Consider the following 15,688-nt stretch of genomic DNA (forward strand, 5'->3'; position numbering starts at 1 on the left):
GAGCGGCTCAGTCGTGGCGAACCGCAAGCTGGGTGAACTGCACCTCGCCGACCTCGTCCGAGCCGCCCTTGTCGTCCTGCACATAGGCGCCGGCCTTGAAATAGAACGGCACGTCGCGCCAGGCCGGGTCGGCCGCATAGAAGTCATGAGTGAAATGCTCGCCATTGGCCTCGACATCGAGCACACCGTCGCGCACTTCGATGCGGTAGGAAAACAGGTCGTTGCCTACCCTGGTCGAGAACACGTGGCTGATGTCCTCATTGCTGCCTTTCGGGTGCTTCTTGACCAGCGCCTTGAGCTTGCCCTTTTCCCATTGCAGCTTGATCAACGGCCGCGCATCGAAACCGTGGATCTGCCCGACCACGATCTTCTCCGTGCTGGGCGCGCGCAACACCCGGCAGGTGGCGGTCAGTTGGTGGAAGCCCGTGCCGCTCCAGTTACGCTTGTCGTCGTTGGGGTCGAGTACCTCGCGCAACTCCGAACGCGGGTAGCTGGCGTTCTTGGTGGTGCCGCCCCCCACCGGCGCGACGAAGACCATCGCGCCATTCTCAGCCAGGTGGAAATACTTCGAGGCGTAGTTCTCGCCAAGCTGCGCCGGGCGCACTTCGCTGGCCTCGCCGTCGGGCAGGGTCAGCTTCCAGTGCGACAGGTCGTAATTGCCGGCTGGCGAGGCGTAGCTGCCCTCCTGGTCCTTGCTGCACCCGGCGACCAGCAGGCCGATGGCGAGAACACCCGCTACGCGGCCTGCGAAAGGATTCGATTGCTGCATGTGCTGCACTCCCTGGAATGTCCACGGCAGGCGAAAGGCGGGCAGGCCCGCGAAGGCTCTTTTATGCAGTGCTACGACCGTATCGGCAAGTGGAAGTGCAGGAAACGCGCTTAGAACCTGTTCACGGTCTTTTCGAGTCCGTCTAAATGACCGCATCAAGGCAATTGTGAATACAAGCCGCAGAACATTCGTCATTCCCGCGAAAGCGGGAACCCAGAAGATGTGAAACCAGAAGACTCAAAGCATCTGGGCTCCCGCCTTCGCGGGAGTGACGGCCAAACACACCGCGTAGGAACGGTTATCGCACTAATGTCCCCCCTCGACCGCTTCAATAACGCTGACGCCTGAGATCGTGAACAGGTTCTTAACGCAGTTTCTCCAGCATCTGGTAGTACCACATCCCCGCCGCCAGCATCGGATTGCCGAACACGTCGCCCAGCGGCACCTTGATCTGCCGGCAGGCGGCAAAGGTGTCGAACTGCTCCAGGGTGCCGGTCAGGGCACTGGCCATGATCTCGCCCATGATGTGGCTGGTGGCGATGCCATGGCCGGAATAGCCCTGACAGTACCAGACGTTGTGTGACAGCTTGCCGAGCTGCGGGATGCGGTTCATCACGATGCCCATGGCGCAACTCCACTGGAAGTCGATGGCCACGCCCTTGAGCTGGGGGAAGGTGCGTTCGATGCACGGACGCAGTTCGGCGGCGATGTCCCGCGAGTCACGTCCGGAATAATTGGCACCGCCGCCGAACAGCAGGCGCCCGTCGGCGGTCATGCGGTAGTAGTCGAGGACGAAGCGGCAGTCGTACACCGCCAGGTCCTGGGGATTCAGTTCACGGGCCAGATCACCCAGCGGCGCGGTGGTGACGATGCCGCCCATGGCCGGGAAGATCATGCCGTTCATCCGCTTGCGTTCGAGCTTGTGGTAGACGTCGCCGGCCAGCAGTACCTGCTGCGCGTCGATTCGGCCCTGCGCGGTGATCACCGCCGGGCGCGGCCCGTGGACGATGTCCAGCACCTCGGAGCGCTCGAAGACCAGCGCGCCCAGGCTTTCTGCCGCGCGCGCCTCGCCCAGGCACAGGTTGAGCGGATGCAGGTGCAGGTTGCGCGTGTTCTTCAAGGCGCCGAGGTAGATATCACTGGCCAGGTGGTCGCGCACGCCGGCGGCATCGAGCAAGGTGACGTCATCGCCCATGCCGCGTCGCAGCGCCTCGTCGTAGGAGGCCTGCAACTCGCCCATGTGGCTTGGCTTCATTGCCGCATGCAGGTGACCGTGCTTGAGATCGCAGGCGATGGCGTATTTTTCCACACGACTCTTGATGATCTGGTGCCCGCGCCAGCGCAGGTGCCAGATGAAATCGTCGACCTCCTCGCCCAGGGTGTCGCGCATCTGCTTGCGCATGGCTGCGTCGCCGGACAGGCTGCCGGTGACCTGGCCGCCGTTGCGTCCGCTGGCGCCCCAGCCGATCTTGTGGGTCTCGACGATGGCGACCTTGAGCCCGCGCTCGGCCAGTTCGAGCGCCGTGGCGACGCCGGTGAAACCACCGCCGATGATCGCCACGTCGACACTGACCTGCCCTTGCAGGGTCGGGTAGTCGGTTTCACGGTCGAGCGTGGCGGTGTAGTAGGACGGCGCGCGTTCGACACGGCCGTTGGAGGTTCTTACTGTCATGGGTAAACCTTGTGCAAAGCGGAAAACCTCACGGTTCTCCGCAGGGATTCGTCTCACGCCTGGGTCAGGTACCAACGCCAGTCCTGCTCGCCGACCTCGCCCATGAACTGGCGATACTCGGCGCGCTTGATCGCCAGGTAGACCCGCAGGAAACCTTCGCCCAGCGCCTCGCGCGCCCAGGCCGAGCGCTCCAGCGCACGCAATGACGACAGCCAGTCGGTCGGCAGCAGCTCGGTGGCCTGGGCATAGCCGTTACCTTCGACCGGTGCTCCCGGATCGATCCGCTCGCGAAGGCCGCGCTGAATGCCAGCGAGGATCGCCGCCGCGGCCAGGTAAGGATTGGCATCGGCACCGCAGATACGGTGTTCGATATGCCGGCTGGCAGCCGGGCCGCCCGGCACGCGCAGGCTCACGGTGCGGTTATCCACACCCCAGGTCGGCGCCAGCGGCGCATAGCTGTTGGCCTGGAAACGCCGGTAGGAGTTGGCGTTGGGGCAGAACAACAACAAGCAATCCAGCAGCGAAGCGAGCATGCCGCCCACGGCCTGGCGTAACAGCGGCGTGCCGGCCGGGTCGTCGCTGGCGAACAGATTGCGCCCCTCGCCATCGGTCAGGCTCACGTGCATGTGCATGCCGGTGCCGGCGATGTCGTCGAATGGCTTGGCCATGAAACAGGCCTGCATGCCATGGGCGTTGGCCACGCCCTTGACGATGCGCTTGTAGCGCACGGCCTGGTCCATGGCCTCCAGCGCATCGCCATGTTCCAGGGTGATCTCCACCTGGCCCGGCGCGTATTCGGAAATCGCCGTGCGCGCCGGAATGCCCTGGGCCTTGCAGGCGGCATAGAGGTCGGCGAGGAACGGTTCGATCTGCTCCAGCTCGCGTAGTCCGTAGACCTGCGTGCTGCGTGGACGCTGGCCATCACTATCGAGCGCCGGCTGCGGCCTGCCGTTGGCATCGCGCTGCTGGTCGAGCAGGTAGAACTCCAGCTCGCAGGCCATCACCGGCTGGTAGCCGTCAGCCTTGAGCGCTTCGATAACGCCAATCAGCACATGCCGGGGATCGGCGACCGCCGCCGGCAGGCCCTCCGAAGGATGCATGCTGACCTGCACCGCCGCAGTCGGTACACGACGCCACGGCAGGCGCACCAGGCTACCGGGCAGGGGATAAGCGCGGCAATCGATGTCGCCGACATCCCAGACCAGCCCGGAATCCTCCACATCCTCGCCATGCAGGCTCAAGCCAAGGATGGTGCTGGGCAGCGGGCGGCCGGTTTCATAGACGGCGAGCAGTTCCTCGCGGTGCAACAACTTGCCACGCGGCACGCCATTGGCGTCGAGGATGAACAGCTCGATCAGGTCGATATCGGGGTTTTCCGCCAGGAACGTCCTGGCCTCGTTCGTGGAAGCGAAATGCATGATGGGCTCGCTCATGATGGGCTCGCTGGCGCCACGCGGGCGCATCTGTCCATGTCCTTTACCTGTCGGGGCGGCAGGCAACGAAGGCAGTCGAAGTAGATAGAAGCCGAGCGCGTCTTGGTGCGCACTCGACTCAGCAGCGAATATCCGGCGGGCGGGCGTGGCGGCAATGCCAAAGCGCCCAGAAGGCGAGAATCAGGTTGGCGGAAGAATCGCCGGCACGCATGCGCATCCAGAGGGATGTACGAAAAACAGCGGTCGGGACGGTTGGCGAATTCATGGCCTTGGAGACTCGCACAGGCCGACAGATCGATTAAATTCGATTTCTCGCACCTTCAGATAGAGCCGCACTAAACATTGCCTGGACCTTCACGGATTTGAACCGACGCACGCCAGCGTCCTCTCAGGAGAGAACCACAAGGCGTTGCGATTGGTTATGATCCGCACATACCTTTTTTCCGCCCCAACGAAGGAAGCATGATGACCGGCCAATACACCCTCCCGGCTCTGATCACCCTCGCCCTGCTGAGCGGCTGCAGCAGCCCCCCCGCAACCGCCCCGGCCAAGACCGCGGCTTCCGCCGTCCAGGCCCAGGCCGAGGACGTCGATACCTCGCAACTGAGCGAGCCCAAGGCCGGCCTCGACTCACGCTGCAACGCCGATGGCGTACAGAACCTAGTCGGCAAAACGGTTACCAGGACGCTGGTGGAAAACGCGCGGGACAAAGCCGGTGCACGTTATGTGCGTATCACCGCCCCGCACGAGGCCGTCACTCTGGACTACAACGGCCAGCGCCTGAACATCGACACCAGCGATGCCGGTGCCGTTCTCAGCCTCAATTGCGGCTGAGGTTTCGCGGGCCCGCCGGTATGGTCACGAAGCCACCGCTCGCGGCGAGTGGCACCAAGGCCGGCACTGAACACTGCACATGCTATCTACGAAGCAAGCTTCAACGCCGGCTCCACCTCTGTGGACACGGCCAGATGACGGATCAGGCCGCTGGCCAGCAACTGGCCGAACACCTGCAGATGAGGCTGGCGCAGATGCGCCAGCAGCGCCGGTTCATCGAGCCACTCGCCACGCAACGTCCAGCATTCGCCATCACGCAGCAGGGCATAGGACAGGCAACCGCACTCGTCGCGGCTGCGGCTGGCCAGTTCGGTGAGTAGCGGCGCCAGCTTCTCGCTGGCGCCGAATCCGCAGTGGATATGGGCAATGCTGATTGCGTGATGCATGTCGGTTCCCCCTGAAGCGCGGTTTCGCTGAACGCAGACCTGGCCTTTTTCTATGGCAGGCCTGGATCGCCTCTGCCGGATCACTGGCCCGGTCGAGCATATGCAGCTTGCCAGCCCGCGCCCGTGGGTCGCTATCCGGATACTGTCGAATACTTGCCTGATTCTGTGGCAAGCCCATGCAAGCATTTCTTCCTGCCATGCTCTTGAAACATTCGTCTGGCAGGGATGCGCGAACCACTGGCACGATCCTGCACAGTGATTGCCCGATCCTGCCGGAAGGCGCACCCTCTTTCCGTTATGGACGTATGCTTGACCCCACGTTCCCGGAGGTACGTCATGCTGACCCAAACGCCCGACATCGAATCGCGCCATCATCTGCTGACCCGGCAGATCGACCGTTTCGCTCCTGAAGATGGCATCAACCAGGGTGCCATCGAGCGCCTGGCGCTGTTTCGCAGCACCGCCCCTTCGGCCATGGGTCAGCACGCGCTGTACCAACCGGCGCTGTGCCTGATCGCCCAGGGACAGAAAATCGTCCTGCTCGACGAGGAACGCTTCGTCTACGACCCGATGCACTACCTGGTGGCTTCGGTGACCTTGCCGGTCACCGGCCAGATCACCCAGGCATCGGTCGAGGAGCCCTACCTCAGCCTGCGCCTGGATATCGACCCCGCGGACATCAGCAACCTGATCGCCGAGGCCGGCCCCGTGGGCGTGCCTGCGGGAAGCGGGCGCGGCATGTACGTGGACCGCCTGGACGCCCAGTTGCTCGACCCGGTACTGCGCCTGCTGCAATTGCTCGATACGCCTCGGGACATTCCGGTGCTGTCGCCTCTGATCCAACGGGAAATCCTCTATCGCCTGCTGTGCAGTCCGGCCGGACAGATCCTGCGCGACATCGCCAACACCGACAGCCATACCCACCGGGTGACCCGTGCCATCGAGTGGCTCAACCAGAACTACCACGAACCGCTGCGCATCGAGGACCTGGCACGCTTCGCCAACCTCAGCCCGTCGACCCTGCACCATCGCTTCAAGGCCATCACGGCGATGAGCCCGTTGCAGTACCAGAAACAACTGCGCCTGCAGGAAGCCCGGCGCCTGATGCTGTGCGAGAACCTGGAAGCGGCCGCCGCCGGTTACCGCGTGGGCTACGAAAGCCCCTCGCAATTCAGCCGCGAGTACAGCCGCCTGTTCGGTGCGCCACCGCTGCGCGACCTAGCGCGCCTGCGCAACGCCGGCTGAGCGTCAACATCCTTCGGCGGCCCGCCACAGGTACCAGGACGCCACGCTGCGCCAGGGCTGCCAGGGCTCGGTGAGGTCACGCAACTGACGCGGGCTCGGCGCCTTGCCCAGCCCCTTGAGGCGCCGGTAGCCTTCACGGATGCCGAAGTCATCCACCGGCAGGATGTCCATGCGTTGCAGGCTGTAGATCAGTAGCATTTCCACGGTCCAGCGCCCGATGCCGCGCAGTGCGGTCAGGCGCTCGACCAAATCGCCGTCGTTCAGCCGCGCCGCCTCCTCCAGCGAAGGCACCAGGCCGCTGGCCACGCCTGAAGCGATGCCGTGGATGGTCTCGGCCTTGCGCCCGGAAAAGCCACAGCCTCGTAGTACCTCTGGGCTGGTCAGCGACAACTGGTCAGCGCCGGGAAAGTCTTGCCCGGGAAACAGCGTCAACAGGCGCGCGAGCATCGCCTCGGCGGCTCGCGCATGCAATTGCTGGTAAGCCACGGCCCGCACCAGCGCCTCGTAGGGTTCACGCTGCGTCTTGGGTTCGAGCAGGCAGGGCCCGACCCGGGCGATGAGGCCCGCCAGGTCGGCATCGGCCTGGCTCAGGTAGATTTCGGCGTTGCGGTATGAGTCGGTCATGGCAGGCATCGTTATGGGCCGGTGGCTTTCGAGGCGGCAGCGGACGTTCGACTTCGTTTCTTGACTCGCGGACTGGCTGAATTCCGACGTCCGCATGGCCTTGCTCCAGCGACGCCAACAGACCCTAGCACGCCCGGCCGCTCTCGCATGACTTTCAAAATGGGCTCAGTCCCAGTCCAGCGCCAGGTCGCTCTCGAAATGGCGCGGCAACCCATTGACCGGATCGACGAAGTCCAAAGTCTGCGCCAGCAGTTTCAGCGGTCGCTTGTAGTCGTCGGGCGCATCGCGCTCGTCGTTCAGCCGTGGATAAAACGTGTCGTTCCGAATGCCGGCGCCCAGCGCCGCCATGTGTACCCGCAGTTGATGCTTCTTGCCGCTTATTGGGTACAGCCGATAGCGCCACCATTCGCCGTTGCGCTCGATCACCTCGAGACGGGTGAAGCTATTCGGCTCGCCCTCGCCTTCCCGCATGCGAAAGAAGGGCTCGCCAGGCACCAGCCGCGTGGCACGCAGCAGCGGGAATTCAAGGTGCGGCAGCGCAGGGGCGATGGCTTCATAGCGCTTGTCGATACGCCGCTCGCGAAACAGCGCCTGGTAGAGCCCGCGCGTGCTCGGCTCGGCGGAGAACATCACCAGGCCAGCCGTAGGTCGGTCTATGCGATGCAACGGCACCAGATCGGGGTTGCCCAGGCGCCGTGCCAAACGCGCCTGCAACGTTTCTTCGACGTATTCGCCGGCCGGCATCACCGGGAGGAAATGCGGCTTGTCGGCGACGATCAGGTGCTCGTCGGCGTACAGCACCCGCTCGTCGAAAGGAATCCGCGTTTCCTGCGCCACCTCGCGGAAATACTGGACCCGCAACCCCTGGCGATAAGGATGCGCCGGCCCTATCGGCCTGTCGTCGGCATCCAGCACCTTGCCCTGGGCCATGCGCTGTAGCCAGACCTCGCGAGCGATGGCCGGAAAATGCGCGCACAGGCAGTCGAGTACCGTGGACCAAGGCCCGGCCGGCAGATGCAGGATGCTGGGGCGAATAGCGGGAGTGGAATCAGTCATGAGCCAAGCTGCCGGAATCGAAGGCGCATTATTCACACCTGCGGCGCCAGCGCCAGGCCGGAGGCCCGGTCCAGCCAATGGCGAGCAGTCCAGCTTGCCACCCCGTCGACAGGTATGCGGCCCGACAGCGACGGAACCGTCGGCATTCATCGGCGCCAGCCTAATCGGCCTGGCTACACACCTGGTTGCGCCCAGCGGCCTTGGCGGCATAGAGCGCGGCATCGGCTTTGCGTATGACTCCCTGCGGGTCGAGGCAGTCATCCGGCACGCTGGCATACACGCCGGCACTCAAACTCACCCGCCGCAAGGGGCTGCCGGCGTGGTCGATATTCCGCGCCGCCAGGTCGGTCAAGACACGTTCGGCGACCTGCCTGGCGCCAGGCAGATCAGTTTCCGGCAGCAGCAGGCAAAACTCCTCGCCACCGTAGCGAGCCGCCAGGTCTCCCGGACGCTTCTGTGCCGAACGGATCACCTGGGCCACCTGCTGCAGGCAGTCGTCGCCGTTGGCATGGCCATAAATGTCGTTGTACTGCTTGAAGTGATCGACATCCAGGATCACCAGCGCCATCGGCCGTTGGGTTCGGTAGGCGCGGGCAAACTCGTCGTGCAGGGCCTGCATGAAACGCCGCCGGTTGGCCAGGCGTGTCAGATCGTCTTCCAGCGCCAGTTGCTCCAGGCGGGTATTGGAATTGCATAAGGCATCGCGGGTAGCCAGCAGTTCGGCCTGGGCCTGCTGGCCATGCTTGATCAGGCGGATCAAGTAGAAACCGGCCAGTCCCAGCGTGGCGCAAAGCGCCACAACCACCAGCAGTTGCACGATGGAGTCACGCCACCATTTGGCAAGCACATCGTCACGCGCCAGGGCCGTGACCACGATCAGCGGGTAATGCTGCAACGCACGATAGCTGCACAGGCGCACCATGCCATCGATCTGCGACGGCAGGATTACGTTGCCGACCGGGCTGTTGGGCAGCAACTGGCGGAAGATCACGCCCTTGGACAGGTCCATGCCGATCTGCCTTTCATCGAATGGCATGCGCACCAGGATCTCGCCGCTGCTGCGCACCAGACTGATGGAGCCATTGCGGCGCACGTCGAAGGTTGCGTAAAAGTTGCGGAAGTAATCGATGGAGATGGTCGCCAGGATCACCCCGGCAAAGCGGCCCTGGGCGTCCTCCAGCCGCCGCGACAACGGGATGACCCACTGGCCGGTGGTGCGACTACGGATCGGCGGGCCGACATGAGGGGCACGATCATCGGGATCGTTGCGGTGATAGATGAAATATTCGCGATCGGCATTATTGGCACCAGGCGGTATCTTGCCGAACGATGTCACCAGCCACTCGCCCTGTGCGTCATAGACGAACAGCCCTTGCAGTTCCGCCTGCTCGGAGACGTAGGTCTGCATGAGGCGTTGCAGGCGGTCACGTTGCGCTTCCATCTGCCCATCTACCCGTACCCGCTCGGTCAGGTCGATGAGTACGGTATCGGCTTTCTTCAACGTATCGCCGGCCTGGCGCGCCAGGGCAGAAGCCAGGTTGGCGGTCTCGATCTGCGACTCGCGCAACTGCACGCCATACGCCGCCCAGCTCAGCCAGCCAACGATGGCAACGGGCACCAGGCAGACGAGGACGACAAAAAAACGCGCGAATGGCAGTATCGCTGGCTCCAGCAGCCAGCTTCGCCATGGTTTGAGAGGGGGTTTCGTCTGTGTCATCCGTTACGCTGGTCACGCTTGTTGTAATGGGGCAATGATAGAAAAATATCGCCATCTTGGCGCCCCCCTTGATAACCAAGGCGAACCTTGCAGGTTCGCCGCGGACAAATCTTGACGGTCGCGCGCGTTCCATCCACAGGAGTATCCCTTGAAACCATTCGCATTGCCGCTGTTCGCCCTACTGCTCGCTGGCACCCTGGCCCAGGCGGCTCCCGCCCAGGGCGTAGGCTGGATCGAGAATGGCCTGCTGCTGCCGGACAACCTGCCCTTCAAGATGAAGATGGATACCGGCGCGCTGACATCCTCGCTGGATGCCGAGGGCATCCAGCGCTTCGAAAAGAACGGCGAAAAGTGGGTGCGCTTCAAGGTCGAATCCCGCGGCAGGGACGACAAGCGTAGCGAGCGTACCTACGAGCGCAAGGTCGAACGTAACGTCAAGGTCCGCGGTGCCGGCGGCTCCGACAGCCGCCCAGTGGTACTGATGAAGGTCTGTATCGGCAACCAGGCGTATGAAGAGCAGTTCACCCTGCGCGACCGGGAAGACATGAACTACCCGGTGCTTATCGGCCGCCGTACCCTGGAGCACCTCGGACCGGTAGATGTATCGCGTACGTTCACGATCAAACCCAACTGCCCGCACGGCGCATAATTGCACGGCGATCCTCGCCCGGGAGGCACGCTAGCAAAGCGTTTGCCAGCCTATATAATCGCAACCCGCTCCACCTTGTCAGTGCCGATGCCATCGACGCAATCGGCCTTCCCGAAAGGTTCGGATGCGAATCCTCCATGCAGAAAATGCGGCCATCCTTGATGGCAGTACACGGAACAAGGGTAATTAAGTGACGAAAGACGAACTGCGCGCCGAACTCGAACGCCAGGAGCAACGTTACAAGGACGTATATGGCGGGGAAGTCGTGACCTACGCGGCGCAGCCGGACCCCGAACGCAAGCCCTGGCGCAAGCGCCCCAGCCTTATCGATCAGGCATTCCAGCAGGAACTGCAGAAGATCGAAAAGAGCCGCTCGGAAGACTGAAGCCATCCCCCGCTACTATGACCTTTCGGCGCAACGCGCGCTGAAACGTCAACAGATCCAGGGTCTTATCTGGCATAATCGCCGCCCCTTAATGAGTCGGTCATTAAACCTTCATGTTCGAATTATTCAGCGGGCTCGATGCCTGGCTGGCGTTGAGCCTGGTGCTCGCCCTGGCATTCGTCCTCACCTTCGAATTCATCAACGGCTTTCACGATACGGCCAATGCCGTCGCGACCGTCATCTATACCAAAGCCATGCCGCCGCACCTCGCGGTGGTTCTGTCGGGCATCTTCAACTTCTTCGGTGTACTGCTGGGCGGCGTCGGCGTGGCCTATGCCATCGTCCACCTGCTGCCAGTCGAATTGCTGATCAACGTCAACACCGCCCATGGCCTGATCATGGTTTTCGCCCTGCTGGCAGCGGCGATCACCTGGAACCTGGGCACCTGGTATTTCGGCATTCCGGCCTCCAGCTCACACACGCTGATCGGCTCGATCCTCGGCGTGGGCCTGGCCAATGCCCTGCTCACCGACATCCCCCTCGGCGATGGCGTGAACTGGCAGAAAGCCATCGACATCGGCCTGTCGCTGATCTTCTCGCCAGTCGCCGGCTTCATCGTCGCCGCCATTCTCCTGCTGGCCCTCAAGCGCTGGATGCCGACGCCCAAGGTGCACAGCACCCCCGAGAACCGCAAGGAAACCAAGGGCAAGAACAAGCCGCCGTTCTGGAACCGCCTGGTGCTGATCGTTTCAGCCATGGCGGTGAGCTTCGTACATGGCTCCAACGACGGCCAGAAAGGCATCGGCCTGATCATGCTGGTACTGATCGGCATCGTGCCGGCCAAGTTCGTCCTCGACCTTGGCAGCACCACCTACCAGATCGAACGCACCCGCGATGCCGCCCTGCACCTGAATGACTTCTACCAACGCAATGCGCCGACGCTGAGCGAATACCTGGCCCTCGGCAAGACCGGCAACTCCGAGTTGCCCAAGCAGTTCCGCTGCGATCCCAAGCTGACCCAGCCGACCATCGATGCATTGCTCAAGAATCTGGATGGGGTGAAGGACTACCACAGCCTGAACGAAGAAAGTCGCATCGAAATCCGTCGCTACCTGCTGTGCCTGGATGACTCGGCGAAGAAAGTCGGCAAGCTGGACAACCTGCCCGCCCGCGAGAAGTCCGACCTGGATAAGCTGCGCAAGGACCTCACGGCCACCACCGAATATGCACCGTTCTGGGTAATCATTGCCGTGGCCCTGGCCCTCGGGATCGGCACCATGGTCGGCTGGAAGCGCGTGGTAAAAACCGTCGGCGAGAAAATTGGCAAGCAAGGCATGACCTACGCCCAGGGCATGAGCGCGCAGATCACCGCGGCCTGCGCCATTGGCCTGGCCAACGTCTACAGCCTGCCGGTATCCACCACCCACGTGCTGTCATCGGGCGTGGCCGGCACCATGGTCGCCAACCGCAGTGGCCTGCAGTCCAGCACCGTGAGCAACATCCTGCTGGCCTGGATACTCACCCTGCCCGCCTCGATGGCGCTGGCGGCCGGCCTGTTCTACAGCGCGACGCTGATCTTCGGCTGATAACCAGCCACCACGAAAAAGGCGCCCCGCGAGGCGCCTTTTTCATTTGTCATTGTCCTTCGGATCGCTTGCGCTCCCGCTCGAGCTCCTGCCACAGCGCCTCGGCATCGGGGAAGTCCGTACCAGCGTCCTCACTCAGCGCCTGCGGATCGTAGCGACGCACGCAGCCTTCGCCGATGGTTGGCGGCGGCGTTGCACTTCCAGGCTGGCGCGGGTCGCTCATCGCAGGCACCTCGTTGCAGGTCAGTCGAAGACCACGGTCTTGTTGTCGTGGATCAGCACACGGTCTTCCAGATGCGCACGCAAGCCACGAGCCAGCACCAGCTTCTCCACGTCCTTGCCCAGGCGCACCATGGTATCGATGCTGTCGCGATGGGAAATGCGCGCCACGTCCTGCTCGATGATAGGACCGGCATCCAGCTCCTCGGTGACGTAGTGACAAGTGGCGCCGATCAGCTTGACGCCACGCTGGGAGGCCTGATGGTAAGGCTTGGCGCCAACGAAGGACGGCAGGAAACTGTGGTGGATGTTGATCACCCGGCCGGCGAAGTCCTGGCACAGTTGCGGCGGCAGGATCTGCATGTAGCGCGCCAGCACCACGGCGTCCGCGTTGCACTCGCCCACCAGTCGCGAAACCTCACCGAAAGCCGGTTTCTTGTCCTGGGGGTTGACCGGCACATGATGGAACGGGATGCCATGCCACTCGACCATGCTGCGCAAGTCATCATGGTTGGAGATCACGCAGGGGATTTCGTAATCCATTTCGCCACTGTGCCAGCGGTGCAACAAGTCGGCCAGGCAATGAGAATCACGGCTGGCCATCAGCACCACGCGCTTCTTGCGCTCGGAATCGGTCACCCGCCACGCCATCGAGAACTCCCGGGCAATCGGCGAAAACGCCTGGCGGAAGCCATCGAGGTCGAACGGCAGCGAGTCGGCACGAATCTCGTGGCGCATGAAGAACCAGCCACTCTCGTTGTCCGAATGATGACTGGCCTCGTTGATCCAGCCGTTATAGGTGGCGAGGAAGCCGCTGACTTTGGCAACAATGCCAACACGGTCCGGACAGGCGATGACCAGACGGAAAGTGCGCATGGGGAAACTCCAAAAACTTCGCAAGGCCGCCATTCTAGTTTCACCGGCATAGGCCGTCGAGCGATAGAAGCGGGCCGTCGCACCCTCATGCTGACAAGCATCGCGCCAGCAAACTCGCCCTATTACTTTTCGCGAGCACGAATAACTCGATATTTCTGCAAATCGCCACACCGGGAATTTGATCGGGTTATGTTCGAGCGATTATCTCCTCGTCATTAATCAGCCATCAAAACGCGCAAAGTTTTCCGGAATCATTTACTTGTTTAATTACTCTGACTACTATCTAGCGCACAGCCAACTCTCACCGGACATCAAGGTACCTCCATGTCGCTGATCAACGAATACCGCCAGATAGAAGAAACCATCAAGGAACTTCAAGAGCGCCTGAAAAGCCTTTCTCAGAATGACAAACTGAAAAAGGAACTGGAGTTCGAAGGGAAACTGCGTACGCTGATGGGCGAATATCAGAAATCCCTGCGCGACATCATCGCGTTGCTCGACCCTGAGGCCAAGACGGGCAAAGTTGCTCGTGCCACCGCTAAAGCGGTAACTGCCAGCAAGCGTACGCGCAAGGTCAAGCAATACAAGAACCCGAATACCGGCGAAGTGATCGAAACCAAAGGTGGTAATCACAAGACTCTGAAAGAGTGGAAAGCCAAATGGGGCGCCGACACTGTCGAAAGCTGGTCCACGCTGTTGGGCTGATCGCAGCACAATAAAAAACCGGCAAACGCCGGTTTTTTATTGCGCGCTACACTTACAGGAGCAGCTTTGCACGTAACGCCGCGACATGCTCCTGCCATGCCGCCAACACCGCCTGAACGGCAACGTTGGCCTGCGGCCATTGCTCGATCATGGCCTGCTCGAAATCTGCAAGTGTCAGCGGCGCGCCCATTGCCGGATCGGTCAGACGGGCCCGGCAGAAAGTTTGCCAACGCTCGTTTTCCGCCACACTCAGAGACTGCGGGAAATTGCGCGCCCGATAACGAAAGAGCAGTTCCGGCAAGCGCTCGTCGACAAATGCCCAGTTATGCGCCAACTCGTCCGGACTCGCCTCACGCACCTGCTCGCACAGACGCTTGTCACGATCCCCCAGGAAACCTGAATAGAGTCTTTGCTCAGGATCTTCGACAGGTTCGAAACCATCACTGTCATATAAAGCCGTTAACTTGTCATGCCACTGTGGCTGCCGGGCAACAATATCCTCCGAACAACGCATGATCGCCGCCATATCCAATTGCAAACGCTCAGCATCCCCGGGCCGCAGCACTTTCAATGGCGCCACCGCGGGGCAACGATTGATATGCAACAACTTGAGCGGCACCGGCAATATCCCCTCAGGTAATTCGTCGCGGCGCTGATAGAGGCGCTGGCGAAGTTCATCCGCCGAATAATCGAACAACGGGCCTGGGTCCGCCTGGAGATCGCACACGATCAATGCATTACGATTACGCGGATGCCAGGCCAGTGGCAGAACCACTGCCAGGTAATTACGTGCGGCGGAAAAGCGCCCGGATACATGCAACAACGGCTGCAACAACTGTATCTGTTGCATGACCCGGTGCTTGCTGCGCAACTGATAGAGGAAATCGTAAAGCCTGGGTTGACGGGAACGGAGCAGACGCGCCAGCTCGATAGTCGCCCGCACATCGGACAACGCATCATGAGCCTGGCCGTGCTCGATGCCATTGGCCACGGTCAGCCTTTCCAGCTTCAGCGATACACGCCCGTCATCATCACGTGGCCACTCGATGCCCTCCGGGCGCAGCGCGTAGGTCATGCGCAGCAGATCGATCAGGTCCCAGCGACTGTTGCCCCCCTGCCACTCGCGAGCATAGGGGTCGTAGAAGTTGCGATACAGGCCGTAACGCGTGACTTCATCATCGAAGCGCAGGCTGTTGTAACCCGCGCCACAGGTCCCGGGCAGCGACAACTGAGCATGCACGGCGGCCATGAACTCCGCTTCTCCGAGGCCCTTTTCAGCCAGGGTGCCCGGAGCGATGCCGGTGATACGACAGGCCGCCGGGTGCGGCAGGATATCGGCGGACAGCCGGCAATACAGATTCACCGGCTCAGCGATCTCGTTGAGCGCTTCGTCGGTGCGGATACCGGCAACCTGCAACGGCCGGTCGCTCCGGGGATTGATGCCGGTGGTCTCGTAGTCGTACCAGAAAATACTCGCGCTCACGGCGGACCTCGGAAGTTGATAGCCGCCGCAGTCTAGCACCGTGAAATCA

The 15,688-nt window shown here is 62.2% G+C and carries 16 protein-coding genes; 6 read left to right on the forward strand and 10 right to left on the reverse strand.

The genetic code is table 11. The annotated features are described in order from the left end of the window. Positions 1-7 precede the first annotated feature (7 nt). The 3 genes from ACSZPK_RS19545 to ACSZPK_RS19555 all read right to left on the reverse strand — a co-directional run bounded on the left by ACSZPK_RS19545 (position 8) and on the right by ACSZPK_RS19555 (position 3,859). Positions 8-769: a polysaccharide lyase family 7 protein gene (locus tag ACSZPK_RS19545; protein WP_437883191.1), complete on the reverse strand. Its 762-nt coding sequence runs from the start codon at positions 767-769 to the stop codon at positions 8-10. A 364-nt stretch (positions 770-1,133) separates the two neighbouring features. After that, positions 1,134-2,441, reverse strand: coding sequence for an NAD(P)/FAD-dependent oxidoreductase (locus ACSZPK_RS19550; protein ID WP_437883192.1), 1,308 nt, complete (start codon positions 2,439-2,441; stop codon positions 1,134-1,136). 53 nt (positions 2,442-2,494) lie between these two features. After that, positions 2,495-3,859: a glutamine synthetase family protein gene (locus ACSZPK_RS19555; protein ID WP_437883231.1), complete on the reverse strand. Its 1,365-nt coding sequence runs from the start codon at positions 3,857-3,859 to the stop codon at positions 2,495-2,497. A gap of 477 nt (positions 3,860-4,336) precedes the next feature. Here ACSZPK_RS19555 and ACSZPK_RS19560 point away from each other — a divergent pair, with 477 nt between their 5' ends. Beyond that, the gene (locus tag ACSZPK_RS19560) at positions 4,337-4,708 is read left to right on the forward strand and encodes an I78 family peptidase inhibitor (RefSeq protein ID WP_437883193.1); all 372 of its coding nucleotides are present in this window, start codon (positions 4,337-4,339) and stop codon (positions 4,706-4,708) included. An 86-nt stretch (positions 4,709-4,794) separates the two neighbouring features. Here ACSZPK_RS19560 and ACSZPK_RS19565 read toward each other — a convergent pair whose 3' ends face one another. Beyond that, entirely contained in the window at positions 4,795-5,094 is a 300-nt protein-coding gene (locus tag ACSZPK_RS19565) for a putative quinol monooxygenase (protein ID WP_437883194.1), read from the reverse strand. 336 nt (positions 5,095-5,430) lie between these two features. Here ACSZPK_RS19565 and ACSZPK_RS19570 point away from each other — a divergent pair, with 336 nt between their 5' ends. Continuing rightward, positions 5,431-6,339, forward strand: a complete 909-nt coding sequence (locus ACSZPK_RS19570; protein WP_437883195.1) for an AraC family transcriptional regulator N-terminal domain-containing protein — start codon at positions 5,431-5,433, stop codon at positions 6,337-6,339. Between the two features lie 3 nt (positions 6,340-6,342). On the opposite strand, the gene ACSZPK_RS19575 is transcribed toward ACSZPK_RS19570, so the two are convergent. The 3 genes from ACSZPK_RS19575 to ACSZPK_RS19585 form a co-directional block, all read right to left on the reverse strand. Then, on the reverse strand, positions 6,343-6,963 hold the full coding sequence (locus ACSZPK_RS19575; RefSeq protein WP_437883196.1) for a DNA-3-methyladenine glycosylase family protein: 621 nt from the start codon (positions 6,961-6,963) through the stop codon (positions 6,343-6,345). 165 nt (positions 6,964-7,128) lie between these two features. Beyond that, on the reverse strand, positions 7,129-8,019 hold the full coding sequence (locus ACSZPK_RS19580; protein WP_437883197.1) for a pseudouridine synthase: 891 nt from the start codon (positions 8,017-8,019) through the stop codon (positions 7,129-7,131). Between the two features lie 160 nt (positions 8,020-8,179). Beyond that, the gene (locus tag ACSZPK_RS19585) at positions 8,180-9,637 is read right to left on the reverse strand and encodes a sensor domain-containing diguanylate cyclase (RefSeq protein ID WP_437883198.1); all 1,458 of its coding nucleotides are present in this window, start codon (positions 9,635-9,637) and stop codon (positions 8,180-8,182) included. A 247-nt stretch (positions 9,638-9,884) separates the two neighbouring features. On the opposite strand from ACSZPK_RS19585, the gene ACSZPK_RS19590 reads away from it, so the two are divergent. From ACSZPK_RS19590 to ACSZPK_RS19600, 3 genes are all read left to right on the forward strand, one after another. Beyond that, the gene (locus ACSZPK_RS19590; RefSeq protein WP_437883199.1) at positions 9,885-10,385 is read left to right on the forward strand and encodes an ATP-dependent zinc protease family protein; all 501 of its coding nucleotides are present in this window, start codon (positions 9,885-9,887) and stop codon (positions 10,383-10,385) included. Between the two features lie 190 nt (positions 10,386-10,575). Further along, positions 10,576-10,770 (forward strand): hypothetical protein, encoded by a 195-nt coding sequence (locus tag ACSZPK_RS19595; protein WP_437883200.1) that lies wholly within the window; start codon positions 10,576-10,578, stop codon positions 10,768-10,770. Between the two features lie 113 nt (positions 10,771-10,883). Further along, a complete protein-coding gene (locus tag ACSZPK_RS19600) occupies positions 10,884-12,356 on the forward strand; it encodes an inorganic phosphate transporter (protein ID WP_437883201.1) in 1,473 nt (490 codons plus the stop codon). 49 nt (positions 12,357-12,405) lie between these two features. Here the strand turns inward: ACSZPK_RS19600 and ACSZPK_RS19605 are convergent, their stop codons facing one another. Continuing rightward, on the reverse strand, positions 12,406-12,579 hold the full coding sequence (locus tag ACSZPK_RS19605) for a hypothetical protein (protein WP_437883202.1): 174 nt from the start codon (positions 12,577-12,579) through the stop codon (positions 12,406-12,408). A gap of 20 nt (positions 12,580-12,599) precedes the next feature. Further along, positions 12,600-13,451, reverse strand: coding sequence for a formyltetrahydrofolate deformylase (gene purU, locus ACSZPK_RS19610; RefSeq protein WP_437883203.1), 852 nt, complete (start codon positions 13,449-13,451; stop codon positions 12,600-12,602). Positions 13,452-13,775: 324 nt separating this feature from the next. On the opposite strand from purU, the gene mvaT reads away from it, so the two are divergent. Beyond that, entirely contained in the window at positions 13,776-14,156 is a 381-nt protein-coding gene (mvaT, locus tag ACSZPK_RS19615; protein ID WP_437883204.1) for a histone-like nucleoid-structuring protein MvaT, read from the forward strand. A gap of 52 nt (positions 14,157-14,208) precedes the next feature. Here the strand turns inward: mvaT and sbcB are convergent, their stop codons facing one another. After that, positions 14,209-15,639, reverse strand: coding sequence for an exodeoxyribonuclease I (gene sbcB / locus ACSZPK_RS19620; protein ID WP_437883232.1), 1,431 nt, complete (start codon positions 15,637-15,639; stop codon positions 14,209-14,211). Positions 15,640-15,688: the final 49 nt, after the last annotated feature.

This window comes from Pseudomonas sp. LRF_L74 (assembly GCF_965644255.1).
Lineage (GTDB): Bacteria > Pseudomonadota > Gammaproteobacteria > Pseudomonadales > Pseudomonadaceae > Aquipseudomonas.